Source organism: Asticcacaulis aquaticus, assembly GCF_028550415.1.
GTDB classification, from domain to species: domain Bacteria; phylum Pseudomonadota; class Alphaproteobacteria; order Caulobacterales; family Caulobacteraceae; genus Asticcacaulis; species Asticcacaulis aquaticus.
This window is the reverse complement of record NZ_JAQQKX010000010.1, coordinates 76,147-102,737: the sequence shown is the minus strand read 5'-3', so window position 1 is coordinate 102,737 and position 26,591 is coordinate 76,147. Positions and strand designations below refer to the sequence as shown.

19 protein-coding genes are annotated in these 26,591 nt (G+C 63.3%); 9 read left to right on the top strand and 10 right to left on the bottom strand.

Annotation, left to right across the window (positions count from 1 at the left end; genetic code table 11):
- The first annotated feature begins 120 nt into the window (after window positions 1–120).
- Complete coding sequence (locus tag PQU92_RS12860; RefSeq protein WP_272748625.1) at window positions 121–2,184, top strand: beta-galactosidase; 2,064 nt, start codon at window positions 121–123, stop codon at window positions 2,182–2,184.
- On the opposite strand, the gene PQU92_RS12855 is transcribed toward PQU92_RS12860, so the two are convergent.
- Window positions 2,185–3,228, bottom strand: coding sequence for a glycoside hydrolase family protein (locus PQU92_RS12855; protein WP_272748624.1), 1,044 nt, complete (start codon window positions 3,226–3,228; stop codon window positions 2,185–2,187). It lies immediately after the preceding gene.
- Window positions 3,225–7,223 carry a glycosyl hydrolase gene (locus PQU92_RS12850; protein WP_272748623.1) on the bottom strand — a complete coding sequence of 1,333 codons (3,999 nt, stop codon included), beginning with the start codon at window positions 7,221–7,223 and terminating at the stop codon, window positions 3,225–3,227. The genes PQU92_RS12855 and PQU92_RS12850 overlap by 4 nt, the downstream gene beginning before the upstream one ends.
- Before the next feature lie 109 nt (window positions 7,224–7,332).
- On the opposite strand from PQU92_RS12850, the gene PQU92_RS12845 reads away from it, so the two are divergent.
- The 3 genes from PQU92_RS12845 to PQU92_RS12835 all read left to right on the top strand — a co-directional run bounded on the left by PQU92_RS12845 (window position 7,333) and on the right by PQU92_RS12835 (window position 14,299).
- On the top strand, window positions 7,333–9,384 hold the full coding sequence (locus PQU92_RS12845; protein ID WP_272748622.1) for a beta-galactosidase: 2,052 nt from the start codon (window positions 7,333–7,335) through the stop codon (window positions 9,382–9,384).
- Between the two features lie 7 nt (window positions 9,385–9,391).
- On the top strand, window positions 9,392–11,005 hold the full coding sequence (locus PQU92_RS12840; protein WP_272748621.1) for an alpha-L-fucosidase: 1,614 nt from the start codon (window positions 9,392–9,394) through the stop codon (window positions 11,003–11,005).
- Window positions 11,006–11,122: 117 nt separating this feature from the next.
- Window positions 11,123–14,299, top strand: a complete 3,177-nt coding sequence (locus PQU92_RS12835) for an alpha-L-rhamnosidase (RefSeq protein WP_272748620.1) — start codon at window positions 11,123–11,125, stop codon at window positions 14,297–14,299.
- On the opposite strand, the gene PQU92_RS12830 is transcribed toward PQU92_RS12835, so the two are convergent.
- From PQU92_RS12830 to PQU92_RS12795, 8 genes are read right to left on the bottom strand one after another with little or no spacing between them, the layout of a single operon-like run.
- On the bottom strand, window positions 14,289–14,588 hold the full coding sequence (locus tag PQU92_RS12830; RefSeq protein ID WP_272748619.1) for a type II toxin-antitoxin system RelE/ParE family toxin: 300 nt from the start codon (window positions 14,586–14,588) through the stop codon (window positions 14,289–14,291). The genes PQU92_RS12835 and PQU92_RS12830 overlap by 11 nt on opposite strands.
- A gap of 3 nt (window positions 14,589–14,591) precedes the next feature.
- Entirely contained in the window at window positions 14,592–14,849 is a 258-nt protein-coding gene (locus PQU92_RS12825; RefSeq protein WP_272748618.1) for a CopG family ribbon-helix-helix protein, read from the bottom strand.
- A gap of 56 nt (window positions 14,850–14,905) precedes the next feature.
- Window positions 14,906–16,369 carry a DUF1593 domain-containing protein gene (locus tag PQU92_RS12820; RefSeq protein WP_272748617.1) on the bottom strand — a complete coding sequence of 488 codons (1,464 nt, stop codon included), beginning with the start codon at window positions 16,367–16,369 and terminating at the stop codon, window positions 14,906–14,908.
- Between the two features lie 33 nt (window positions 16,370–16,402).
- The gene (fsa, locus tag PQU92_RS12815; protein WP_272747397.1) at window positions 16,403–17,056 is read right to left on the bottom strand and encodes a fructose-6-phosphate aldolase; all 654 of its coding nucleotides are present in this window, start codon (window positions 17,054–17,056) and stop codon (window positions 16,403–16,405) included.
- Between the two features lie 9 nt (window positions 17,057–17,065).
- Window positions 17,066–18,058, bottom strand: a complete 993-nt coding sequence (locus PQU92_RS12810) for a sugar phosphate isomerase/epimerase family protein (protein WP_272748616.1) — start codon at window positions 18,056–18,058, stop codon at window positions 17,066–17,068.
- Window positions 18,059–18,068: 10 nt separating this feature from the next.
- Window positions 18,069–19,508, bottom strand: coding sequence for an FGGY family carbohydrate kinase (locus PQU92_RS12805; RefSeq protein WP_272748615.1), 1,440 nt, complete (start codon window positions 19,506–19,508; stop codon window positions 18,069–18,071).
- Window positions 19,505–20,467: a transketolase family protein gene (locus tag PQU92_RS12800; protein ID WP_272748614.1), complete on the bottom strand. Its 963-nt coding sequence runs from the start codon at window positions 20,465–20,467 to the stop codon at window positions 19,505–19,507. The genes PQU92_RS12805 and PQU92_RS12800 overlap by 4 nt, the downstream gene beginning before the upstream one ends.
- A complete protein-coding gene (locus PQU92_RS12795) occupies window positions 20,464–21,315 on the bottom strand; it encodes a transketolase (protein WP_272748613.1) in 852 nt (283 codons plus the stop codon). Before PQU92_RS12795 ends, PQU92_RS12800 begins: the two co-directional genes overlap by 4 nt.
- A 281-nt stretch (window positions 21,316–21,596) precedes the next feature.
- Here PQU92_RS12795 and PQU92_RS12790 point away from each other — a divergent pair, with 281 nt between their 5' ends.
- From PQU92_RS12790 to PQU92_RS12770, 5 genes are read left to right on the top strand one after another with little or no spacing between them, the layout of a single operon-like run.
- The gene (locus PQU92_RS12790) at window positions 21,597–22,256 is read left to right on the top strand and encodes a DUF2291 family protein (RefSeq protein ID WP_272748612.1); all 660 of its coding nucleotides are present in this window, start codon (window positions 21,597–21,599) and stop codon (window positions 22,254–22,256) included.
- Complete coding sequence (locus tag PQU92_RS12785; protein ID WP_272748611.1) at window positions 22,253–23,761, top strand: sugar ABC transporter ATP-binding protein; 1,509 nt, start codon at window positions 22,253–22,255, stop codon at window positions 23,759–23,761. The genes PQU92_RS12790 and PQU92_RS12785 overlap by 4 nt, the downstream gene beginning before the upstream one ends.
- Window positions 23,761–24,807, top strand: coding sequence for an ABC transporter permease (locus tag PQU92_RS12780; RefSeq protein WP_272748610.1), 1,047 nt, complete (start codon window positions 23,761–23,763; stop codon window positions 24,805–24,807). Before PQU92_RS12785 ends, PQU92_RS12780 begins: the two co-directional genes overlap by 1 nt.
- Window positions 24,804–25,625 (top strand): DeoR/GlpR family DNA-binding transcription regulator, encoded by an 822-nt coding sequence (locus tag PQU92_RS12775; protein ID WP_272748609.1) that lies wholly within the window; start codon window positions 24,804–24,806, stop codon window positions 25,623–25,625. Before PQU92_RS12780 ends, PQU92_RS12775 begins: the two co-directional genes overlap by 4 nt.
- Window positions 25,622–26,572: a D-ribose ABC transporter substrate-binding protein gene (locus PQU92_RS12770; RefSeq protein WP_272748608.1), complete on the top strand. Its 951-nt coding sequence runs from the start codon at window positions 25,622–25,624 to the stop codon at window positions 26,570–26,572. Before PQU92_RS12775 ends, PQU92_RS12770 begins: the two co-directional genes overlap by 4 nt.
- Window positions 26,573–26,591: the final 19 nt, after the last annotated feature.

Here is a 26,591-nt window from a genome sequence, read left to right as displayed (position 1 = left end):
CCTCTGTGCGGAGTCGCTTGCTCCGCTTATTCGTATGACGTATTCTGTTCTGAATAGCATATTGCCTGCCGGACGGCAGCGAAATTCGCTGATAAACGAAAAAAATCTACAGGGACCTCCATGTTGTATCGCCCGATCCTGCTCGCTGTTCTTCTGTCCGTCGCCATGGCCGGTCACGCGACCGCGCAGAACACCCCCGTCGCGCGGGCGACGCGCTTTGCCGATAAGCCGCCGCTGGCCTTCGGGACGGCGTGGTACCCGGAACAATGGCCGGAGGCCGAGTGGGATGCCGACCTGACGCGGATGAAACGCGCGGGATTCAACGTCGTGCGGATCGGTGAATTCGCCTGGTCGCGGATGGAGCCCGAAGAAGGGCGCTACGACTTTGCGTGGCTCGATGCCGCCATCGACCACGCCGTGAAACACGGCATGATGGTCGTACTGGGGACGCCGACCGCCGCCCCGCCGGCGTGGCTGACGCAAAAATACCCTGAGGTGCTGCGTGTCGACGAAAACGGCACGGTGGCCGGTCACGGCGGGCGGCGGCACTTCTCCTTCGCCAGCCCGAAATACCGCGAACTGTCGGCAAAGATCGCCTCGGAAATGGCCAGACGCTACGGCAAAAACCCTCACGTTGTCGGCTGGCAGATCGACAACGAGATCGGACCGCCGTCCTTCGATCCGGCCTCGGTCACCGCGTGGCACAGGTTTCTAGAAAATCGGTACGGCACTATCGACACGTTGAACGCGCGCTGGACGACGCAGTACTGGAGCCAGTTCTACAACAGCTTCGATCAGGTGCCGCTGCGCATGACGGGTCAGCAGAATCCCGGCCTGCTGCTCGATTTCAAGCACTTCGCTACCGACACCTGGACCGCCTATATCAAAAATCAGGTCGATGCCCTGAGGCCGCATCTCGATCCTCGCGCCTTCATCACCACCAACACCATGTTCTGGAATGCCGGGTTCGATCACTACGACCTGCATAAGGTCGTCGATATCGCCGCCTGGGACAACTATATCCCCGACGGTCGGCCAGACTGGGTGGCCAACGGGACCAACCACGATCTGGTGCATGGCTACAAGCAGCAGAACTTCTGGCTGATGGAGACGCAGGGCCGCGTCGACTGGGTCTCGGTCAATCGCGCCCTCGACCCCGGTCAGATGCGCGAAATGGCCTGGCAGGCCATCGGCCACGGCGGCGATGCGGTCGTCTACTGGCAGTGGCGTCCGGCGCGCAACGGGCAGGAAACCTATCACGGCGCGCTGATGGGGCAGGACGGGCTGCCGACGGTCTTCTTCCCGGAAGTCGCACAAACCGGCAAGGAGATCACCGCCGCCTCGGCAGCCTTAGCCGATACGGTGCCGGTGGCTAAGGTCGCGCTGCTGTGGTCCTACGACAGCCGCTGGGCCATCGCGCTTCAGCCGCACCATAAGGACTTCGATCCGGTCAAGGCCTTCCTCAGCTTTTACAAACCGTTGCGCGTGAAGGCTCAGGGTGTGCATGTACTTCCCACCGACGCCAACCTCTCGGCCTACTCGCTGGTGGTCGCGCCGAACCTCAATGTGATGTCGCAGGCCGAGGCCGATCACCTGAAAGCCTATGTCGAGGCGGGCGGGCATCTGGTCCTCGGACCGCGTTCGGGCATGAAGGACGACGCCAATGCCCTGTGGCCGGACGCCCAGCCGGGGCCCCTGCGCGGCGTCCTGAAGGCGAAGGTCGAGCAATATTTCGCCCTCGATCAGGCCATCGGCGTCAGGGGGGCTTATGGCGACGGCAAGGTGTCGATCTGGGCCGAGTGGCTAACGCCGGAACCGGGGACCGAGGTCGTGGCGACCTATGCCGACCCGGACGGCTGGCTCGACGGCAAGGCGGCGGTGGTCACGCGCAAGGTGGGTAAGGGCCGCATCACCTATGTCGGCGCATGGCTCGATGAGGCGACGATGGGGCGGCTGGCCGACCGTTGGTTGTCCGACGCCAAAATCGAACCCGTTTTGTCCGGCCTCTCGCCCGATATCGAAGTCATGCAACGCAGCGGCGCAGGCAAGCGCGTGCTGATCGTCATCAATCACGGCAAGACGGCAACGCCCCTGCCCTTGCGGGACGGTGCAACGGCGGTGACCGGCGACCTCCGCGATGGACAACTGCCTGCGCATGGTGTTGCGGTGGTTCAGATTAAATAGCTACCACGGGCGCGACCGGGCCACCGATATGCCGCGCACATCGTTCGGCCACTTGCCGCCGGTGGCGCAGTAGAAATGGTACAGGTCGCCCTTGTGGTAAATGACCGCCGGCTTGTGCGCATAGGCGTCGTCCACCGCCCCCGGCGCCCCGACATCGATCAGCACCTCCGGCACCTTGGTGAAGGCCGTCGGCGTATCGCCCAACGCCAGCAGTTCGCGCGCCTTGCCGTCCTGCGCCAGCCCGAAATAGAACAGGCCCCACTGGCCGCGATGCTGCACCACCACCGGGTCCGAGGCAAACCGCGCGTCGGGCGACCCCGCCGGGCCGTTGCGAAGGATCGGATTGCCCTCAAAGCGCGTCCAGTGCTTCAGATCCGTCGAGGTGGCAAACCCCGTCTGCTCTTTCCAGCGCTTGTCGGCGGTTTTGGCGTTGTAATAGAGGATAAAGGTGTCGCCGTGCTTGATCAGGTAAGGCTTATAGAGACCGCCCTTTTCCCAGTCCGCCGCCCCTTCGACCGTCAGGATCGGGACGTCGCGTCGCCAGCTGAACAGGTCTTTCGAAAACGCCAGACCGATCACCGCCGGGCCTTCTTCGTAGCCCGGCGATGGATAGGCGTGCCACGCACAAACGTATTCGCCGTTGACTTTCAGGAGCCTGCCCGGCGTTTGCAGGCCGTTCTCGCGCAGGATCGAGGCGCTGGCGACATTGAAGCGCGTCACCGGATCGGCAGGATCGCGCGCCAGAATAAGCCCCTTGCGCTCCCAGTGGATCAGGTCGTACGACACGCAGATACCTGTCTGATAGCCGGTGCCGTCGAAACCGACATAGGTCAGGTAAAACCGGCCCTCATGCGAAAAGACGAAGGGACAATCGACGGCCTTTTCGTCGAAATCGCCCTTGCGGCCCGTGCCTCCGAGGATCAGCTTGCCATATTTGTACGGCGTCCGGTAGGGCGCGACGGGGTCGGTTGGGGCGCTCACTGTGGCACAGCCCGGCAGCACACAGGCGGACACGCCCGCGATCAGGTGGCGGCGGTTCATCATTTCACAGTCACCTCTTGCGACACGACGAGGCGCACCGGCCCCAGAAGCCCGGAGTCGAGCAACGGCTCGTCCGCGCGGAAAAACGTCCAGGTCGAGAAGGTCACGCGATCCTTCGGCGCGGCCTCGCCGCGTTTATACCAGTCGGGCAGCTGGGTTAGCTTGCGCGCCTTGACCGCCGCATAGCCGCCGCCCGGCTTCGGGATTTCGCCGATGGTCCAGTCGCCGTCGACATAATCGTAGGGCTCAGGCTTGGCGGCATCGCCGATCATGCGGTTGGGCCACAGGCTGGTCACCGCGACCTCCAGCTCATTGTCGCCGGGGCGCAGGGCGTCGGTGATATCGACGCGATAGGGCGGCTTCCATACCGTGCCGAGGTCGCGGCCATTGAGCCTGATCCGCGCCGCCACCTCGACGCGACCCAGATCGAGCCACACCCGCTGACCGGACTTCGGACGGGGCGCGCTAAACCGGCGGCTATAGGTCGCCGAGCCGGAAAAATACCGCACGCTGTCGTCGGCGTGACGGCTAAGCGAGATCAGCCGGTCGAGTGTCACCGCGTCCGGCGCGCCGCGATCCTTTTCGAACGCTACCCGCCACGGCCCGTCGAGCGTGACCGGCACGGGCAGTTGGGTGATGAACCCCTGCCCGCTGCTCAGACGATAGCGCCCGCTTTGCCAGACCACCGCTTTCAATGCCGCATCGCCGCGCGTCAGGGTTATGGCGGGTGTGTTGAGCGACGGCACAGGCATCCCTTTCGCCGCCATGGCCGCGATTTCAGCATCCGACAAGGCGCGGTCGATGGTCTCCAGCGGCGTCGCCTCGCCCTCGAAAAAGTAGGTGACGCCGTTGGGATGCGGGGCGTCCGAACCCCCGGCATGGACGGTGTGGCCGGTCTTCACGCCTGTTTGCGTCAGCTTGCCATCGACATAAAGGCTCGGCACGCCGTCCCGATAAACCAGCGCAAAATGCGTCCACCCGGCGATGGGCCGGTCCGACACCAGCACAGCCGGAACCGCCTTCGCCGAAACGCGCTCGATGACGAAAGCGCCGTTACGCCCGACCGCCAGCCCCGCCACGGCATGGCCTTCGCCGTACAGGTCGGCACCCGACCGCGCCGTGATCAGGAAGTTCTTGCCCGTTTCATTGATGCGACCTTTCGCTTCCTGCGTCGGCATGACGCGCAGGTCGATATCGGGCTTGGCCCACAGCGACAGGGTAAAGCTGTTTACCGGCGTGGACGGGCGCTTGATCATCGGCAAATCGGTCGTCGTGACGCGCTGCCCATCCTTTTCAACCCAGGCGACGCCGGGTGTTGCGTCCTTTGCAAAGCGCACAAAGACCGAACCCGCCGGAGCGAAGTCGATCGTTACCTGAGTGCGTCCGTCGCGATGCGTAAACACCGCAGGCCGGGTAACGGTCCCCGTTTCGGCATCCCAGAATTCCGGCGTGCCCGCGACACGGAAATCGCAAACCACCGTTTCCGACCGGCGTTGTCGATTGACGACAAAATAAAGCTCGCCGTCCGACAGCTTGCGGTGCGTCCAGCGCACCTGACCGTCCGGACTTACGGTGCGGCAGCGCACATCTTCGCCCAGCCCGATATCCTCCAGCACCGGTCGGATTGGCCCAGACGGATAGACGCGGCCCTTGCCCACAACGCGCATCGCCTGCCCGTCGCCCCACAGGTCGTCACGGTCGGCAATGAACTGCGCCTCGGTCGTCGCGTCGTGCCGCCCCAGCGACGCAACAGGACGCGGGGCCAGCAGGACCAGGCCCTGCGCCACCATCACCCGTAACCGCGCCGTCAGCTCCGGCGTCAAGCGCGTCAGGGTGTCGGGCAGGACCAGAACCCGGTAGGCGGTCCCTTCGGGCAGAACGATCCGTCCGTCTTCGATGGTCGTCCGCGTCAACAGCACCTCGGCATTGACGTAGTCGAAATCGTAGCCTTCGGGGATGGCGGGGGTGAAGTACTGACCGATGCGCGGATTGGAGTCGGGATTGGTGTCCGGACGGGCATAGCTGGCGCCGCTGGGGCTGTTTTCCCCCACCATGAAGAGGATATCCGCCGACGGCTGACCCTGCCGCAGCAGGTACTGTGTCCGGCTGAGATAGTCGATCCACGGCTTTGCGTCCCTGAACCAGGTATTGGTGCGGTCCAGATTGATGCCCCACGGCCCCATGGTCATGCCGGGCGCGGCGTTCGGATTCGGCTGATGGGCATAGCGATGGAAAAACAGCGCATTGACGCCCTGGGTGAACATCACATCGCCCAGCGCCTTCATGGCATAGGGATAGTCCATCCAGCGGCTGGTCTGGGACTCGCCGGTAAAGGCTTCGGCGGCGACCACCGGCTTGCCGTAGATGTGGGCGGCGGAGGCGACCATCTTGACGGTGCGATTGTCGGTCCACGGCGTCCGCGTCCAGAACTCGGTCATCGGCACCTCGACGCGGCCCGACGCCGTCAGCTCGTCGAACGGTCCCGGCCCGTAGCCTTCCATGTAGAATTTCAGGCCCGCGCGGTTGGCATGACCCTGCATCCGTTCGTAATAGTTGACGACCATCAGATCGGACAGGGTGCGGCGGAAGTCGAACAGGAAGCGGTCGGACGCCTCGGTATCCCCGACGATCCGCCCGGTCAGGGCGGGCAGCCACGGCAGGATGTCGTAACCGGCGTGGGCTTTGAACGCTTCCGGCAATTTGGCCGTCCAGTTCTGCAAACCGGCCTCGTAGGAATCGATCTCGATCTTGTCGAATACCGACCCGGCCAGCGGCCCGGCGGCGGCGATGACCCGCCCGACGCTCGACTGAAACTGATGATCGACGGCGGCGGCATCGAACTTGTCGACCTCCAGCCCGCGACCAGAGTCCGACGCCGCGACATTACGCTTGCCGGTCGAGGTATGGCCGAAGCGCAGGATCGTCCAGCGGCCCTTAGGCGCTTGCCATGTCAGGCGGCCCTTATCGGTCAGGGCCGTCAGATCGATCACCGATTTCGGGTCGATGGCATAGGCCGTCAGCGGATCGGTGGCGGGGCGCTCGGTCCCGGGCCACATACGGAAATAGTGCTCGCCCTTGATGTCCCAATCGGCGATGCGCGGGGTCGCGTGCAGCAGGGCATCGGCCAGCCGGACCTTCGCGCGCGCGCTCAGGCGGAAAAACCGCGCGCTGACAGGGGCGAAGTTCGCAATCCCCGGCGGCGCGATGCCGCGCTCCGGCCCGACACTGGCCTTGCCGACACTGCGCCACGTCCGGCCATCGTCGGAGACTTCGAGCGTGACGGTGAACGACCCCTGCCCTTCGCCGCCATAGACGGTCAGGGCCTGAGCGGCAAAGGGTTCGCGCATCTCGAACATCAGCGGCGCATCGGGTCCGAGCTCATAGGCCGTCGCCGCATCGCGGTCGGTCAGGCGCGCCGCATCGACCGCGACCGGGCCCACCCTTGCTTCCTTGATATGCGCCGTGAACCGGCTATCGTCACCGTCCGACGCCGGAAAAGCGATGATCGCCGCGTCGCGGTAATAGCCCTCTTTCGTATAGGGTTGCAGCAAATCCACGGTCACTGATCCCCCGCCACTGACCGTGGTTTCGGTCCACACGATCTGCTGCATCGATTGCGCCGGCGCGATCCACGGCCCCCCGCTGGATGACCAGCCGGGGGCATTGTGCATCCCGACCCTGAGACCCAGCGTCTGTCCTTCTGTCATCATGTGGGTCATCAGGTCGAGCCACTGCGGGCTAAGATAATCGACCGGACCTTTCGGGATATCGTCGGAGCCATCGAAGACCATCACCCCGCCAAGACCGATATCCTTCATGGCTTTCAGATCGGCATCGAGCCCTTCGCGCGTTACATTGCCGTTCATCCAGAAATAGAGCGCGTCCGGTCGGGCGTCCGCTGGCGGCGTTTTGAACGCGTCCGGTGACGGCGCTTCGGCCTGTGCCGCCGTGGCCAGCAGGGCCACCGCCAGAACCTGTCCCAAGCGCCGCGTTCGCATCATGCCTCCCTGCCTGTCGATTTGTTATTTTGTTGACTCCCTACCCTTCCATCCGTCAGATTGCAAGAAAATCATAATATGACTTACCAATCACACAGGGAAACGACCCGTGACGACACGTCGTCTTTTTATCGGCAGCACCTTGGCCGCCGCAGGTTTGAGCGCGTCCGGTGTCGCGTTCGCTGCCCCTGAGGTTCAGTCTGAGCGCCTGTGGCTGGGCTCGGCCTGGTATCCGGAACAGTGGCCCGAAGACCAGTGGGCACAGGACCTCAAACTGATGCAGGACCACGGCGCCAATGTCGTGCGTATCGCCGAATTCGCCTGGTCGCGCATGGAGCCCACCGAGGGCCAGTACGACATGTCGTGGATGGTCCGCGCGGTAAGGCTGGCGGCGACATACGGCCTGAAGACCGTCATCGGCACCCCCACCGACACGCCGCCGGCGTGGATGAGTCAAAAATACCCCGACATCCTGCGCATTGACGAAAGTGGACGTGCGATCGGCCACGGGGGCCGCCGCCAGTTTTCGATCTCCAGCCCGCGCTACCGCGACTTCTGCCGCACCATCGTGACGAAGATGGCCGAGGCACTGGGCAAAGACCCGAACATCATCGGCTGGCAGATCGGCAACGAATATACCGACGAAAGCTACGGCGACGACGCCAAGCAACAATGGGCGGCGTGGCTGAAAGCCAAATACGGCACGCTTGAGCGGCTGAACGAAGTATGGACGACGGCCTACTGGTCGCAGACCTATTCAAGCTGGGATCAGGTGCCGCTGAAAACCTCGGGCCAGCAGAACCCCGGCCTGCTGCTCGATGCCAAACGCTTCATCACCGCGACGTGGGTCGATTTCCAGAAGGTGCAGGTCGACGCCCTGCGCAAACTGATTGCGCCGTCGCAGTTCATCACCACCAATCTGGGGGGCCTCGGCTGGGCCAACAAATTCGACCGCTTCGCCATCAACCGCGACCTCGACTTCGCGTCGTGGGACGAATATGTCGGCTCGGGCCACCTCAAGCCCGACCGGATGGGGGCGACGCACGACCTCGTGCGCGGCTGGAAGCGGAAAAACTTCTGGGTCATGGAAACCCAGCCGGGCTACGTCAATTGGGCAGGCGTGTCGAACATGCTCTATCCGGGCGAGACGCGGGCGCTGGCCTGGCAAGCGGTCGGCCACGGTGCTGACGCCGTTCTCTACTGGCAGTGGCGCAACGCCCTCAACGGTCAGGAGACCCTGCACGGCTCGATCATCGGGCCGGACGGCAAGCCCCTGCCGATTTATGACGAGATCAAACAGATCGGTTCGGAATTCGCCAAGACCTCGAAGGCGCTGGCGGGGACGGTGCCGGTGTCGGAGGTGGCGATCCTGCAATCCTACGACAGCCGCTGGGCCATCGACTACCAGATGCACCATAAGGACTACGACCAGATCGAGGTGCTTCTGGGCTATTACCGTCCCCTGAAAGCGGTGCTGGGCGCGGTCGACATGTCCGAGGTCCGCGCCCCGCTGGACCGCTATAAGCTGGTCGTCGCGCCCAGTCTGAACGTCATTTCCGAGGCCGATGCCCAACATCTGACGGCCTATGTGCGCAATGGCGGGCACCTGATCCTCGGCCCGCGTTCGGGCCTGAAGGACGAATTCAACCGCCTGCATGTGGTGCGTCAGCCGGGACCGCTGGCCGGGCTTCTGGGGGCGCAGGTCGAGCAGTATTACACCCTCGATGAGACGATTGCGGTCGAGGGCGGCACGGCGACCATCTGGGCCGAAGACCTGACGCCGAAAGCCGCCGACACCGAAGTGCGCCTCCGCTACGGCAAGGCCAATGGCTGGCTGGACGGCAAGGCCGCCGTCGTGACGCGCATGGTGGGCCAAGGCCGGATCACCTATTTCGGTGCGTTGTTCGATGCCGCGACCACGAACCGCCTGATCGACGCCGCGCTGACCGAATCCGGCGTGACGCGGTCATTCGCCGTGCCGGACAAGGTCGAACTGATGACGCGCCGCGCGGGCAAGCGCCGGGTGCACATCCTCGTCAACCACAGCCGCGAACCGCGCCAAGTCACCCTGCCCGACGTCATGACCGATGCATTGAACGGCGGCGCAACCACCGCCGTCACTCTGCCGCCGCTGGGCGTCGCCGTTCTTGCCCAAAGTTGAGCCCACCATGCACGTTTTGAAAACCCTGCTCCTGACCGGCACCCTGTTCGCCGCCACCGCTCACGCGCAACCGCACCCGATCGCCGATGCGCAGGGCCGGACCGCCGACGGCCAGTATCCGATGGATTACAAGGCTGGACCGGTCGAAGCCCAGCTCAAAAAAGTCGATCAGCGTCTGAAACGCGGCGCGTACAAGCCTGACTGGGCAGCGCTGAAAGCCTATGAGACGCCCGACTGGTTCCGCGACGCCAAGTTCGGCATCTTCATCCACTGGGGGCCCTATTCCGTTCCGGCCTTCGCCAACGAATGGTACACGCGCAACATGTACGCGCAGGGCAATTCAGCCTTTCGGCATCACGTGGAAACATGGGGACCGCAAAACCAGTTCGGTTACAAGGACTTCATCCCGATGTTCACCGCTGAAAAGTTCGACGCCAATGCCTGGATCGACCTCTTCCAGCGGGCCGGGGCGCGCTACGTCATCCCGGTGGCCGAACACTGCGACGGCTTCGCTATGTACGATTCGGCGATGACCGAATGGAAAGCCACCACCATGGGGCCAAAGCGCGACACGACCGGCGAGCTGGCCACCGCCGCCCGCGCCAAAGGCATGCATTTCGGCCTGTCGTCGCACCGCGCCGAACACTGGTGGTGGTTCAATGACGGGCGCAAATACGACTCCGACGTCAACGACCCGAAATATGCCGGGCTCTATGGTCCGGCGGCCCCCATGCGGCTGAACGGCGACGACGCGAAGGGCTGGCCGGACGGCAACCACCTCGAAAACTGGTTTCCACCGAATAAAGAGTTCCTCGACGACTGGCTGGCGCGGACGACCGAGCTGGTCGATAAATACAGGCCCGAAATGGTCTATCTCGACTGGTGGAGCGCCGCCCCGGCCTTCGAACCCAATATGCGAAAATTCGCCGCCTATTACTATAGCGACGGCAGGGCGAAAGGCTATGCGCCGACCATCGCCTATAAGGGCGAGCAGTTCATCGAAGGCTCGGCCCTGTTCGACATCGAACGCGGCAAGCTCGACGCTCTCCGCCTTGAGCCATGGCAGACCGACACCTCGGTCTCGATCAAAAGCTGGGGCTATGTCGACGGCGACAGCTATCGCACGGCGAAATCCCTGATCGGCGATCTGATCGACGTGGTGGCGAAAAACGGCAACCTGCTGCTCAATGTCGGGCCGAAGGCCGACGGCACCCTCCCTGAAGAGGCGAAGACCGTGCTGCTCGGCATGGGGGTATGGCTGACCGTCAATGGCGAGGCGATCTACGGCAGCCGTCCGTGGACATATTTCGGCGAAGGCCCGACCGTCACCGTGACCGGCGAGAAAAAAGAAACCCCGAACAAGGTGTGGACGGCACAGGACATCCGCTTCACCACCAATAAGGGCAAGCTCTACGCGATGGGCTTCGTCCGTCCCGCCGATGGCAAGGTCTTTATCCGCACCCTGTACAAAGATACCCCATATCTGAACCGAGCGCCCACCTCGATCGAGCTGGTCGAAACCGGCAAGGCGGTGGCATGGCGTCAGACCGACAAGGGGCTTGAGATCGATCTGCCACCATTGGACAGCGACATGCCTTATGTTTTGCGGTTAAGCCTATAAAGCGAAAGAAAACGTTAGAAAGCGAAAATTAACGCTTCCGGTGACGCGTCGGTTGTGGCACCCATAGGTCAATAGAAAGGCCAGATAAGGCCGCAGGATTCAGGAAGGAAACACGCTATGCCCCGGCTGAACCGCCGTCACTTTCTGGCCGCCAGCGGTCTCGCTGCTGCCGCCTCGCCCGCTTTTAGCCAATCGAAAACAGCCTTCGGCGTCACTGACCTGCGCGCCGAACAGACCGAAAACCTTCTGGGGACGCAGGTGCGCGAACCGCGCCTGTCGTGGCGGCTGACCGGGACGGGGCGCGGGATCCTGCAGGCCGCATACCGTATCCGTGCCGGGTCGAAACCGGGCACGGCGGACCTGTGGGATTCGGGCGATATCGTCTCGGACGCCTGTTTCGACATCCCCTACAAAGGCAAGCCGCTCAACGCCATGCAGCGCGTCTGGTGGACGGTCGAGGTGCGCGATACCAAAGGCCGCAAGGCGGCCTCGGCACCGGCGTGGTTCGAGACAGGCCTGCTGGCGCCCGGCGACTGGAAAGCGCAATGGATCGTCGCCGAAGACGCTTTGGCTGAGGGCGACCGCAAGGCGGGCCTGCAATGGATCTGGTCGGAAAAGGCGCTCGACAACCGCCTGCATGCCTTTCGTCTCGACTTCGACGTGCCTGCCAATCTTGCCTCGTCCGAAGTCCTGATCGCGGGCAAGGACTGGATCAGGGGTGTATGGGCCAATGGCGAGACCTTACCCACACCCGACCAACTGGTGCCGAACTGGGGGACGCTGGTGCCGGTCCCGGCGAAGCTGAAACCCGGCAAAAATAGCGTCTGTGTGCTGGTGCAGGCCGAAACGACCGGTTTCTTCCCGGTCGATGGCGGGGCCTTTGCCGCCCTGATCCGTTTGCGCCTGTCCGACGGTACGATCAAACGTCTGGTCAGCGATACGAACTGGAAGGTGCGGCCCCTGCCGCCCGAAGCCTGGACGAAGGCCGATTTCGACGCCTCCGGCTGGGTCAGGGCGCAGAAATCAGGCGCAGACGCCCAGAACGATCCACGCCCCGCCGAACCGGCCATGCTGCTGCGCAAGGCCTTTACGCTCACTAAGAAGGTGGTCAATGCCCGCCTCTACGCCACGGCGCTGGGGGCCTATGAGGCGCGCCTGAACGGTCAGCCGGTGTCGGCGGCGAAGATGGCACCGGAAATCTCGGTAACCAAAGACCATATCTATTACCAGACCTACGATGTCACCAGGCTGATCCGCGCCGGAGACAATGCTTTCGGCGTGGTGATGGGCGACGGCTTCTACGCTTCCGCCTTTGGGTGGCGACTGGAGCGTTACGGCTTCGGCCCCGCGCCGCGTCGCCTGATGGCGCAACTGCGTCTCGACTATGCCGACGGCACATCGGAATGGGTCGTCACCGACGATAGCTGGCGCATCGGGCAATCGCCGATCGTCACCTCGGAAATCTATGACGGTGAGGTCTTTGACGCGCGCCTGAAGACCGACGGCTGGGACAAGACCGGCTTTAACGCCGCGCGCTGGCCCACCGTGCGACTGGGTCAGGCCCCCAACACCAAAATCGTCGCCCAGACCGGCCCGGCCCTCGTCCCCGTCGCCAAACGCCGCGGCACCATCACCCAGCCGAAGCCCGGGATCTATGTCGTCGATTTCGGGCAAAACTTCGCCGGATGGGCGCGCCTGAACGTCAAGGGTAAGTCCGGCCACACGGTAACGCTGAAATTTGCCGAATATCTCAAGGCCGACGGCGAGGTCGATCAAGCCAATCTGCGGATGGCCAAGTGCCGCGATATCTATACTCTGCGCGGCGATGCGGGTGATGAAACCTTTGAGCCGAGCTTCACCTATCACGGCTTCCGCTACGTGCAGGTCGAAAACTTCCCCGGCGTGCCGACGCCCGCCGATATCGAGGGTATCGTCGTGACGTCTTACTGCCGCGAAACCGGCAAGATGACCTTCGACGATCCGATCATCCAGAAATTCTGGCAAAATTCGGTGTGGAGCCAGCGCTCGAACTTCTTCATGGTGCCGACCGACTGCCCGCAGCGCGACGAGCGCATGGGCTGGATGGGCGATATTCAGGTCTTCCTCGACGCCGCCACCTTCAATATGGAGTGCGACCCGTTCATCCGCCGCTATCTCGATGAGGTGCGGGCGTCGCAGACCGACGAAGGGGCCTTCCCTATCGTCTGCCCGCAGCCGGAATCCTTCCCGGAAGTCACAACAGCGGGCTGGTCGGAAGCGGGCGTCATCCTGCCGTGGACCCTGTGGCGGCGCTATGGCGACACATCGGTGATCAATGAGAACTGGGTCGCCATGACCAAATGGATGGATTACCTCTATAAGTACAATCCCGACTATGTCTGGCGCAAGGAACGCGGCCTCGACCTCGGCGACTGGCTGTCGGTCGATGCGGTCAAGCCGGACGACGAGACCACCCCGCGCATCCTGTGCGCGACCGGCTACTGGGCCTACTGCGCCGATCTTATGACGCAGATGGCCGCCGCCACGGGGCGCGAGGCCGAGGCTGCGAAATACCGCGACGTGCGCGCCAAAATCGGCACAGCTTTCGCAAAAGAGTTCGTCGGCACCGATGGCAAGGCGGGTAACGGCAGCCAGACCTCGCAGATCCTCGCCCTCTATTTCAACCTTGTCCCCGCCGAACGCCGCGCCGCCGCCGGTGAGATACTGGCCAAGGAAATCCGAGGTCGCGGCATGAAGCTGTCGACCGGTTTCCTTGGCACGCCGTACCTGCTCGACGTGCTGGCCGACACCGGCCATCTCGAAGAAGTGTCGGGCCTGCTCAAGCAGCGCGAGAAACCCTCCTGGGGCTATATGCCGCTCAAGGGCGCGACGACCATGTGGGAGCGCTGGGACGGCGACACCGGCGATCTGGCCATGAACAGCTATAATCACTACGCCTATGGCGCTGTGTGCGGCTTCATGTACCGGCGGCTGGCCGGTCTGGCACCCGCAGCACCCGGCTTCCGCAGAATGACGGTCGAGCCGATCTACCTGCCCAACGTCGGCAAGGTCACGGCCCGCTACGACTCGTGTCTGGGGACGATGGCCGGAGCTGTCACCGGCAACGCGGCGGGCCTGAAAACCTACGACCTGACCGTGCCGCCCAATGCCGTGGCCGAGGTCATCCTGCCCGACGGCGTCTGGCGCGAAGGCGGCAAGGCTCTGACCGGCCACGCCGATATCCGCAGCCTCCGCCGCGAGGGTGGCAAGGTGCGCTTCGAGGTCGGGTCAGGCAGTTACCGGTTTACGGTTTAGGAAACGCACCTTCCGGCCAGTCGCGAGCGGTGTGGATGACCCGGAGAATATAGACCGTGTCATCCGGCCATACCTCATAACAGAGGATATAGGGCACACCAGTCACCGACGTCTCGTAGCTGCCTGTGACCCGTCCGGGACGGCCGGTTAGCCGACGACCCAGTGCGTCAGCAGCCGTATTCAATCGGTCGATTACCTTTTGCGCGGCCAGAGGGTTATCGGCGGATATATAGGTGATTTGCGCCTTAACATCATCAAGCGCACCCCGCGACCAGCGAACCGTCGGCAAGACTTACGCTCGACCCGATTGTGCCGCGTCGATAATAGCCTGTAACTCGGCCATTGCCTCTTCATGACTGACGGTGCGGCCCGCGCAAGCATCCTCCATGCCTTGCCTGATGCCCTCGACGATCGCCAGTTCACGCTCGACATAGGCGCTCACCGCTTCACCCGCCAGCCACGATTGGCTGCGCTGTGTGCTTTCGGCCAGACGCTCAAGGCGCGCCTTGACGTCGGTGCTGACACGGATGGTCATGGTGGTGCTGGGCATGATCGGCTCCGGGTGTGTGCAGATGTACACACCCTAACACACCCGGGGTCTGGCCGCTAGGGCTTGGGTTCTGGCTGCACGTCGATGATGACCCGCTTATAGCGTGTCAGGCGCGGCGTGCCGTGGTCGGTGACGGCCACAATGACATGAATTGTCCCGGTCCCCGGCTTGTTGACGCGGTCCTTCTTGACCGTCAGCCACGCCTTTTGTTGATCGAAGTTCTGCACTGGCAACTTGACCCCGGTGAAAGAGTTCATCATGCCGCGCGTCCCGGCTTCCTCATAGACGAACCAGTTGTAGGACACCGCATCACCATCCGGATCGGTCGTGCCGACGGCACTCAGATCCACGCGCTCACCCGGTTTCGCCTTGATATAGGCCGGCATGTCGAGCTTCACGACCGGCGGATGGTTGGCCTTGTCATAGGGCTTGGTCGTCCAGTCCATCCGCGCGGCAAAATCGTTCTGATAGGCCTCGCGCCAGCGCCAGACGGTCGCGTGCATGGTCGTGTGCCATTCGTTGTCCAGCCCCAGCACCTCGTCCATCGCGGTCGTCCAGATCGGCCGGGTTTCCGGTTCGAAGAACCATTTCTGCGTCGGCGGGGTATAGAGTTCGTAGCGACCGCCCCAGCCACCCCAGTTGGGGTGCTCCGGCGCGCTCAGGCCATTGTCGACCAGATAGAGGAAGGACGGCGTATCGCCTTCCATCTGAAACTTCCACGCGGGATAGACCGCGCCCAGCGGTCCCTTGGTGCGGATATTTTTGTCCAGCCACTCATTGGTCACCAGCGACCAGTCGGCCCCGCCGAAGCGGCCGTGGAACATATCGCCGCCGATGCCGATCCAGGTCGACATATGGAAATTGCCGCCGGGATTGACGATGTAAAACAGACCCGGAAACTCGCGCCTGATCCACGGTCCGGCATCGTCCTGATCCGAAATCGCATAGACACGAAGTTTCGACACGAATTTCGCCACCTCGGCCTTTGACCGCGTCGCCTTGACCTTCCACAGGGCCTGCGCAAGGACGCTGGGGCCGCCCCAGACCGTGACCCAGACCGGGCGCGGATCGTCGCGATCGACCGCCTTGATCAGAAGCTCGGAACCAGCGGAGTCCTTACCCTTGCCGATCGTTTCGATGCCGTCGAAATTGGGACCTGACGCGATGGTGGCGCGCAGGGCCTGCTCGGTCGGAAAACCCTTTTCGTGACGCTCCAGATTATCGCGCACCTTGCCATAGGCTTCGATGACGTGATCGATCTGCTCCGGAAACACCCCGGCGCTGTTTTTGGTGGCGACCAGACCTTCGATGTCGAACTGATTGGCATAGGTCATCAGGCGGACCATCGACTGAAGGTCGTCGGGATCGCCGCCGATATCGGTCAGGACAAACAGGCGGATTTTGTCTCGCGCTTCCGGCGCCTGCGCCGTCGCCTCAGGCGTAGCGGCCACCGGCACGCCGGGCAGGGTCGTCAGCATCAGTCCGGCACATAGCCACCCGGTTAAGGTCCGTTTCGTCATGAGCGTTTCCTGTCGTTTATATTTGTTATTCAGCTAGAGGATAGACTGACCGGTCTTCGCCCAGTCGGCGAGGAAGGTCTCTAAGCCCTTGTCGGTCAGGTCGTGCTGGAACATGGCCTGAATAACCGCAGGCGGCAGAGTGGCGCAGTCCGAACCCGCGATAGCGGCCTGAGCGACGTGGGTGGTGTTACGAAGCGAAGCCGCCAGAATGGCCGTTTCGAAGTCGTAGTTGTTGAACACCTGACGGATGTCGCGGATCAGCTGCATGCCGTCCTCGCCACGGTCGTCCAGACGACCGACGAACGGTGACACGAAGGTCGCCCCGGCCTTGGCCGCCAGAAGCGCCTGCGTCACCGAGAAGCACAGGGTGACATTGGTCATCAGGCCCTGTTCGGAAAAGACCTTGGTGGCCTTCAGGCCATCGACCGTCAGCGGCACCTTGATCACGACATTGTCGGCGATCTGAGCCAGTTTTTCACCCTCGGCAACCATCTGACGGAACTCGGTGGCGGCGACTTCGGCGGAGATCGGGCCATCGACGATATCGCAGATTTCCCTGATCACCTCGGCCATGTTGCGCCCCGATTTGGCGATGATGGTCGGGTTGGTCGTCACCCCGTCGATCAGGCCGGTTTCATTGAGTTCGGCCAGAAGCTGGGTGTCGGCGGTATCGGCAAAAATAAGCATCAGAGTCTCTTAGAAATTGAACAAGGCCGCACGGGCCAGATTGGTCGCGGCGACGGCATCCTGACGCGATTGCGCGGCCTTCATGGCATCCCAGTCGAGCCGGTCCAGCGCCTGATCGATGTGTTTGAGGAACGAAATCGCGCTCTTGGCCGCGCCCACGCAGTCGTCGCGGAACGGGAACTGATCGAGCTGCCAGACGCCTTTCCACTTGTTCTTGCGCAGGACATAGAAGAATTCCATCAGCTCCATCGGGTGGATCGAGCCGGCGATCATGTCATCGTCCCAGCCGCGCAAGTTGTCGTTGACGTCCATGCCAAACAGGCGACCGTAATCGATAGCAAGTTGCGCCGAATCCGCCGGGGACTCGCCGCCGTAGAGCGCGTGACCGAAGTCGAGCAGGATGCCGATATTGGGCAGGCCGATCTTCTCGATACCCAGAAGGGTCCGCGCCACCGAATCATAGCTCATATGGTTGCGCGGCTCGCGCGGCTTATATTCGATGACGAATTTCAGGTCGGGGTTCTGGCTGGCCAGTTCACCGACGCCGTCCATCGAAAGCTTCCACAGATCGTGATAATCGACCTGGAACGGGTAGTCCCAGCCGTCCTGACCCGGCCACAGCTTGACGTAATCAGCACCGAAACGACGCACAACCTTGGCGGCTTCGTTGCACATTTCGTTGGCCAGACGACGCACGCCCGGATCGGGGTTGGTGAACGAGCCCTTCGAAAAGACCTGCGTATAGATTTCCGGCGTGATGCCGATAACGCTGAGATTGTTGCGCTTCAGCGCCGCCTCGACCTCTTCGAACGACACCCCGCCGCCGGGGAAGGGATAGTTGATATCGACCACCGACAGGTCGCCGACCTGACCGGCCAGATCGATCATCTCCAGCAGGCTGCGCTGCGGGCCGTAGCCATCGGTGGCGTAACGGTCGACATAGGTCGCGAAATGCCAGATGCCTGCGCCATAGCGTTGAGCGGGTTTTTGCTGTCCGGTCATGGGTAACTTCCTATTCCTGTTTGGCTTTTTCTATGGCCGCGTACCATTGCGACAAGATTTGCGTGCGCGCGGCCTGATTGAGGCGCGGCGTGAAAACGGTGTCTTCGGTGTCTCCCCGGCCCTGCCACAGGCCGAGCGCTTCGCCCGCCATGCGCGCCACGCCGCAGGCCGTGACCTCGGTCACCGCCGGACGGCGGACGGGCCGGTTGAGGAGATCGGCGAGGATCTGCATCAGGACATCGCTGGCCGCGGCACCGCCATCGACGGAGATATCGGGTAACTCCGCGCCCAGATCGGCCTCCATGGCGACGAAGACATCGCGGATTTGCAGGGCGATGGCTTCCAGCGCCGCCCGCGCCACGTGGGCGGGTTCGGTGGCCAGGGTCATGCCGGTGATCTGACCGCGCGCGCGGTCCTTCCAGTGAGGCGCGCCAAGCCCTGCCAGCGCCGGAACAAAGACCACGCCGCCATTGTCGGACAAGGTTTTCGCCAGTTCGGTCAGGGCCGCTTCGTTGGCCAGATTAAGCAGCCGCGTCGCAAAGGCCGCCGCCTGACCCGACACGGAAATATTGCCTTCCAGCGCGTGAACGACGTCGCCGTGGCGCGACCACGCCACCGTCCCCGACAGGCCGTGCGTCGAATACGCCCGCGCGCCGGTCACGGCCATCAGTGAGCTGCCGGTGCCCAGAGTCGCCTTGATTCGGCCTGGGGTTGAAATGCCGTGCCCGAACAGGGCCGCGTGGGAATCACCCATCAGGGCGTGGATCGGCACACCGTCCGCCGTATGGCCAAACAGGGCGTCCGACGCCTTGATCTCCGGCAACAGCGACACCGGCAACCGGAACAGCTCGGCCAGATCGGCGTCCCAGCGCCCGGTGTCGATATTCATCAACTGCGTGCGTGAGGCGTTCGAGGCGTCGGTCGCGTGGACCTTACCGCCGGTCAGGTTCCACAGCAGCCAGCTATCGACCGTCCCGGCGCGCAACTCACCGCGTTCAGCCCTCACCCGGGCGTCGGGCAGGTTATCGAGCAACCACGCCAGTTTCAAAGCCGGAAACAGCGGATCGATACCAAGGCCGGTTTTTTCGACGATCATCGCCTCGTGGCCGTATTCGCGCAGCAGAGCGCAAGCATCGGACGAGCGGCGACACTGCCAGATAACACACGGCCCGACCGGTTCACCCGTCGCCGCGTCCCATAGCAGGATCGACTCGCGCTGATTGGAAATGGCGATGGCGGCGACATCACGTCCCGCGCTGACCTCGTCTATCGTCTCGCGCACCGTCTGCCAGATGCCGCACGGATCGAGCTCGGCCCAGCCCGGCTGAGGGTGCGTCACCGTCATCGGTCGCGAGGCCTTCGCGACGATCCCGCCCTGCGGATCGATCAGGAACGCCTTGGAATTGGTCGTCCCCTGATCGATGGCCAGTATGAGCGGCGATGCGCTCATCCCGCCCGCCGTGCGTTCAGCAGCTCGCGCACATTCTGCGCAATGCCCTCGGCGGTGAGGCCGAAATGCTCGAACAGAAACTCCGCCGAACCGGTCGGGGCGAAGTTGGGGAAGCCCAGAATGCGCATCGGGCACGGCTGTTGCGTGGCCAGTATCTCGGCGACCGCGCCGCCTAAGCCTCCGCGGATAACGTGCTCTTCGACCGTGACGACGGCACCGGTTTTCCCGGCCTCGACGATAGCGGCTTCATCGAGGGGCGATATCGACGACAGATTGACGACCCGCGCCGAGATCCCTTCGTCGGTCAGAGCCTCCGCCGCCGACAGCGCCCGGTGCACCATGGTGCCGTTGGCGATGATCGCGGCGTCATGGCCCTGACGCAGGATTTCGGCCTTGCCGATTTCGAATTTTGCGTTTTCGCGCGGGAGAGCCGGGACCGGCGTACGGCTGACGCGGATAAAGACCGGCCCGTCGAGCGCAGCGGCAGCCTTGATGGCTTCTGCGGTTTCCCACGGATCGGACGGCACGAGAATGGTTAGATGCGTCAAAGGCCGCAACCACGCCAGATCCTCGATCGAATGGTGCGTCGGCCCCAGATCGCCGTAACCGACCCCCGGCGCCATGCCGCAGAGCTTCACATTGGCCTGACTATAGGCGATATCGGCCTTGATCTGCTCCAGCGCCCGCCCCGTCAGGAAGCACGACGCCCCCGACACGAACGGAATCTTGCCGCCATTGGCCAGACCGGCGCTGACGCCGATCATGTTCTGCTCGGCGATGCCGACATTGACCAGACGGTCAGGGAAGCGGTCGCGGAATTTATTCAGCTTGGACGAGCCGACGCTGTCGTTGCACACCGTGACGATGCGCGCGTCGTTGACAGCCAACTCTTCGACGGCCTTCACATAGGCGTCGCGGCAATCGAACATGTTGCTCGCCACAGGGGTCGCCGCGCTCATAGTTCCAGCTCTTTCATCGCCATAGCAAACTGTTCCGCCGTCGGCACGCCGTGGTGCCAGGACGCCTTATCCTGCATGAAGGACACCCCCTGCCCCTTATGGGTATGGGCGATCACGCACAAAGGTTTATCGCGGGTTTCCGGCGATGCTTCAAGCACCGCCAGCAGCGCCGCCACGTCGTGGCCATCGACCTCTTCGACCGCGAAACCGAACGCCCGCCACTTGTCGGCCAGCGGCTCCAGCGCCACGGTTTCCTCGGTCCCCATGCCCTGTTGCAGGCGGTTGCGGTCGACGATCACGGTCAGGCGATTGAGCTTACGGTGGCCTGCGGTCATGGCCGCTTCCCACATGCTGCCTTCCTGAAGCTCGCCGTCGCCGGTCAGAACAAAGGTGCGGTAATCGGCCTTGTCGATCTGACCGGCGATAGCGATGCCAACCCCGACCGGAAACCCGTGCCCCAGCGGGCCGGTATTGGTCTCGACGCCGGGCAGGTACATGCGATTGGGGTGGCCGTTTAGTCGCGACAAGGGCTGGAGATAGGTGTTGAGTTCGTCTTCCGGGAAATAACCTGCCGCCGCCAGCACCGAATAAAACGCACCGGTAATGTGCCCCTTGGACAGGATAAAGCGATCGCGCGCCGGATCGGCAGGGTTTTTCGCGTCATAGCGCATGACGCCGAAATAGAGCGTCGCCAGAATATCGGCCGCCGACAGGTCACCGCCCGGGTGACCGGCCTGCGCGTCGAAAACCATTTTGAGGGACCGGCGGCGAATCCAGTTCGCACGTTCGGCAATATGGGCAACGCGGGCATCCCGGTCGGGCGCACGCACGGCAGCCGTGAGAGACATATTCAATCCTTAAACAAGCCGCTTGGCCCGGCGAACCCGGAAGCGGCATAACCCATTCCTCCCGCGACACCTTATCTGTGGGTGCGCGCTACGGGGTGTTGATCACCTCTTGACGCTCACCCTACCCCCAGCCGCGACGGATGACAATAAGGTTCACTTTCGTTTTTTATCGATTTATTCCTTTTTGTCGTGATTGACAAGAATTTCAAAAAATGTAGCCTGTCAAAAAACATAAGATGACTTCACCCGACACGTGGTGTGGACGTAAGAACAGGCAGGACATGCGACAGACTCCTAAGACCCGCCGATGGTGCGGATATTGTCATGCGTCGGCGCTGGCCGTCATGATGTGCCTGTCGTTTGGACTGCAGGCCTGTACCGTCGTGTCGATCGAAGAGGATCGCATGGCGCGCGCCCAGCAAAGCGACAGCTTCGACGCCAGGGCCTATGCCGAACAGGTGTGGGCAGCGAAGGTTGTGCCCGCCATCGATGGTCGCGCCCAGCCGGTCGACACGCTTCTGGCTGCGCTCAAAACCGACGCGGCGACGACTGAGAAAAACTTCGGTCGTCAGGCGGGCGAAGGCTCGCCCTTCACCTATGCCCTCAAAGGCGAAGGGACGGTGACCGCCGTCGATGCCTCAGGTCCGGCGGGCGTGGCCACGGTGCGGGCCGGGAATACCGATGTACTGATCCGCACCGGTCCCTATGTGTCGGGCACTACCTTGCGCGACAGCCTGGCCTTCATCTCGTTCAACGACTTCACCAATCAGCTCGTCTATGCCGACGTGTCGAAGTCGTTGAACGAAAAGGCGTTGCGCGCCAATGCCGCCGCTATCGGGGCCTTGCGCGTAGGACAAAAGGTTCGCTTTACCGGCGTCTTTGCGCACACCGCCGACTCAGCCGTCCGCGTCACGCCGGTACGTCTGGACGTCGTGTCATGACCCTGCTGCGGGCCGAGACCATCGTCAAACGCTACGGCGCGACCGAAGCCCTGAAAGGCGTCGATTTCGACGTTCACGCCGGGGCGGTCAATGTCCTGATCGGCGAGAACGGGGCGGGCAAGTCGACCCTGATGAAGATTCTGGCCGGGGTCGAAACCCCGACCTCGGGCCGACTGTTGCTGGACGGCAAAGCGGTTCGCATCGGTTCGGTCAAGGACGCCGCCGCCCACGGCATCAGCATCGTGCATCAGGAACTGAACCTGTGCCCGAACCTCAGCGTCAGCGAAAACATCTTCCTCGGCCGCCAAAACGCAGGCCTGATCGACCGCCGCAGCGAACGCGCGGAGACCGCGGCCCTGATGAAACGGCTGGAGCAGGATATCGACCCCGACACCCTCGTCGGCGACCTGCGCATCGGTCAGCAGCAGATCGTTGAAATCGCCCGCGCCTTATCGGACAAGGCGCGCGTCCTGATTCTCGACGAGCCGACCAGCGCGCTCAGCCCGACCGAGGTCGAGGTCCTGTTCCGCATCATCCGCGACCTCAAATCCGTCGGGACGGGTATCGTCTATATCTCGCACCGACTCGAAGAACTGCTGCGCATCGGCGACCACATCACCATCCTGCGCGACGGTAGCTGGCAAGCCACGGCCCCCGTCGCCGAGGTCTCTATGCCGTGGATCGTCCGCCATATGCTGGGCCACGACGGTCAGGCCGCCGTCGCGACCTCGCGCGACACCACCGCCGCGACGGTGCTGAGCGTGCGTGACCTGAGGCTGACGCGGCCCGATGGGGGCTACAGCCTCGATCACGTCGATCTCGACATCAAGGCCGGGGAAATCGTCGGCATCTACGGCCTGCTCGGTGCGGGGCGCAGCGAGCTTCTGGAATCGCTGGTCGGTGCTTGTCCGGCGCGCGGCACGGTCCGCCTCGATGGCAAGGATCTGGCGGGCCTGAACGTGTCAGCACGGGTTGAGCGCGGCCTGTGTCTGGTCCCCGAAGACCGCAAGGCCGAGGGCCTGTTTCCCAATCTCAGCGTCGGTGGCAATCTCGGCCTGTCCAGCCTGGTGAAGTTCAGCCGTCTGGGCCTGATTTCCGAAACCGCCGCTGGACGCGCCATCGCCGCCATGATCGGCCTGATGGGCGTCAAGACGGCGTCGCCGGATCTGTCCATCGGGGCCCTGTCCGGCGGCAACCAGCAAAAGGTCGTCATCGGGCGCTGCCTGATGCCGGGACCGCGCGTCCTGCTGATCGACGAACCCGGTCGCGGCGTCGATATCGGTGCCCGTCACGACATTTTCGCCCGGATGCGCACCCTGGCCGAAGGCGGGATGAGCGTCGTCTTCACCACCTCCGACATGGCCGAAGCCCAGACCGGCGCCGATCGCGTGCTGGTCATGGCGCGCGGCCGTATCACTGCCGATTTGTCGCCGTCCGAAGCCACGGAGGCCGCCCTGATCGCCGCCGCCAATGGCGTTCCCGAATCTGAAATGAGCCCCGCCTGATGAGCGCCACGACCCAAACCACCCCCGCGCCATCCGACACCAAGGGCGGCGTCCTCAGCCTGATCCTGCAACTGCGCACCTATATCGCGCTGATCGCCGTGCTGGCCTTCTTTTCGTTCGCCGCGCCGAACTTCCTGTCGGTGGCCAGCTTCACCATCATGCTTCAGCACATCGCGATCATCGCGATTCTGGGCATAGGGATGAGCTTTGTCATCCTGACCGGCGGCATCGACCTGTCGGTAGGCTCCACCGCTGGTCTGGCCGGGATGGTGGCAGGGATGCTGATCCTCAACGGCATCGTGCTGGAGCCCTTGGGCATCGTCATCTATCCGTCGATCCCGCTGGTCATCGCCATCACCCTGGCCGTCGGCGCGCTGGTCGGCCTGATCAACGGGGCGCTGATCACGCGCTTCGGCGTGGCACCCTTCATCGCCACGCTGGGGATGCTCTATGTGGCGCGCGGCTCGGCGCTTTTGTCGTCGAACGGCACGACCTTCCCCAATCTGGTCGGCACTGCGGCGCACGGCAATACCGGCTTTCCGTTCCTTGGTGCCGGTCAGTTATTGGGCGTCCCCGTGCCGATCTGGCTGATGATCGTCATCGCCGCCGTCGCCATGGGCGTCGCCGGACGCACGGCGTTCGGGCGATATGTCTATGCCATCGGGGGCTCTGAGCGCGCCGCGACTCTGGCCGGGGTGCGCGTGAATAAGGTCAAGACGCTCGTCTATATCATCTCCGGCCTGTGCGCGGCCTTGGTCGGGCTGATCATCTCGTCGCAACTGGTTTCGGCCCACCCGGCGACCGGCGAGACTTTGGAACTGTCGGCCATCGCCGCCGTCGTTCTGGGCGGAGCCTCGCTGTCAGGCGGACGCGGCACGATCCTCGGCACGCTGATCGGCGCCTGCGTCATCGGCGTCCTGTCCGACGGCATGATCATGATGGGCGTGTCCGAGTTCTGGCAGATGGTTATTAAGGGCAGCGTGATCGTCGCCGCTGTGGTACTGGATCAGATTCAGAAACGATTCATTACCGGGGCCCGTTCATGAAAAAAAGCGACACCGCGCGCAAGATAAAGGACAAGGTCGGCATCGCCAGCACGAACCTGCTGGCCGATACGCGCCGCAAAAAGATCATGGAGTGGCTTCAGGAAGAGGGCTCCGCGCGGGTGCGCGACCTGTCGGAAGCCTTCGGCGTGTCCGAAGCCACCATGCGGCAGGACCTCGAAAAGCTGGAGGGCGAAGGCCATATCGTCCGCGAACACGGCGGGGCCTTCCTCAAATCCGTACCGCAGCAGGTCAAGGCGCTGGCGCTTCAGCACATGGTCAATATGGATGCCAAGCGTCGCATCGGCATGGCCGCCGCCGCGCTTGTCCACGACGGTGAGACCATCATCCTCGATTCGGGCTCAACGACGACCGAAGTCGCCAACCATCTGGTCGAACGGCAAAACCTCAATGTCATCACCAACGCGCTGAACATCGCCCTGACGCTGGGCGGTTTGCCGAGCTGTTCGGTCCACATGCCGGGCGGCCATTTCAAGCCACCGACGCTCTCGCTCAGCGGTGAGAAGTCCGCCGACTATTTCAACGGCATCTATGCCGAAAAGCTGTTCCTGGCCACCGCCGCCGTCTCGTTCGAGGCCGGTCTGACCTATCCGTCCATGGCCGATCTGTACGTCAAGCGCGCCATGATCAAGGCCGCCTCGCGCGTCTATCTGGTCGCCGACTCGACCAAGATCGGCCGCACCTCGTTCTCGTCGCTGGGCGGGCTCGACACCATCCACACCCTGATCACCGATACCGGCATCCGCCCGGAAGACCGCGAGGCCTTCGAGCGGCTGGGCATAGAGGTTATTATTGCATGACGCGCTACCTGAAGTTCCTGCTGCCCGCCCTTGTGGTGATCGCCGCCATCGCCTTTTTCGCCCTTGCGCCGAAGAGCCGCGACAATCTGGTGGTCATCATCACGCCGTCGCTCGACAATCCCTTCTTCGGCTGGGAAGCACGCGCGGCGGAGGCAAGGGCCAAGGAACTGGGGTACAAGACGCTCACCTTCTCGCACGGCGACGACGCCTATAAGCAGAACGAGCTGATCGACACGGCCATTGCCCGCAATGCGGCGGCCATTATTCTCGACAATGCCGGGGCCGACGCTTCGGTCGCCGCCGTGCAAAAGGCGCGCAATGCCGGGATCGCCGTCTTCCTCATCGATCGTGAGATCAATGTCCGCGGTGCGGCCCACGCCCAGATCGTGTCGAACAACTATCAGGGCGCGACGCTTGGGGCCGAAAGCTTCATCACCGCGATGGGCGGCAAGGGCGCCTATGTCGAACTGGTCGGCAAGGAATCCGACACCAACGCCCTGATCCGCTCCAAGGGCTATCACGAGGTGCTGGATCAATATCCCGATATGAAAATGGTCGCCCGTCAGAGCGCCAACTGGTCGCAGTCCGAAGGCTTTACCGTCATGCAGTCCCTGCTTCAGGCGCACCCTGACATCAGGGGCGTCATCGCCGGTAACGACACCATGGCGCTGGGGGCTCTGGCCGCGCTTGAGGCCGCCGGACGCACCGACGTGGTGGTGGTCGGTTTCGACGGCTCCAACGACGCCCGCGACGCCATCCTGCGCGGGCGGATGACGGCGACCGTGCTGCAACCGGCCTTCCGTCAGGCGCAATATGCCGTCGAACTGGCCGACAAACACATCAAAAGCGGCCAGACCAGTCAGGTCGAGAAGCTGCTGATGGACTGCGTGCTGGTCGATGGCAACAACGCCAGACAACTCGATAATTTCGGCCTGAAAAAGGGCTAATCCCCGCCTTCCCTGCGCC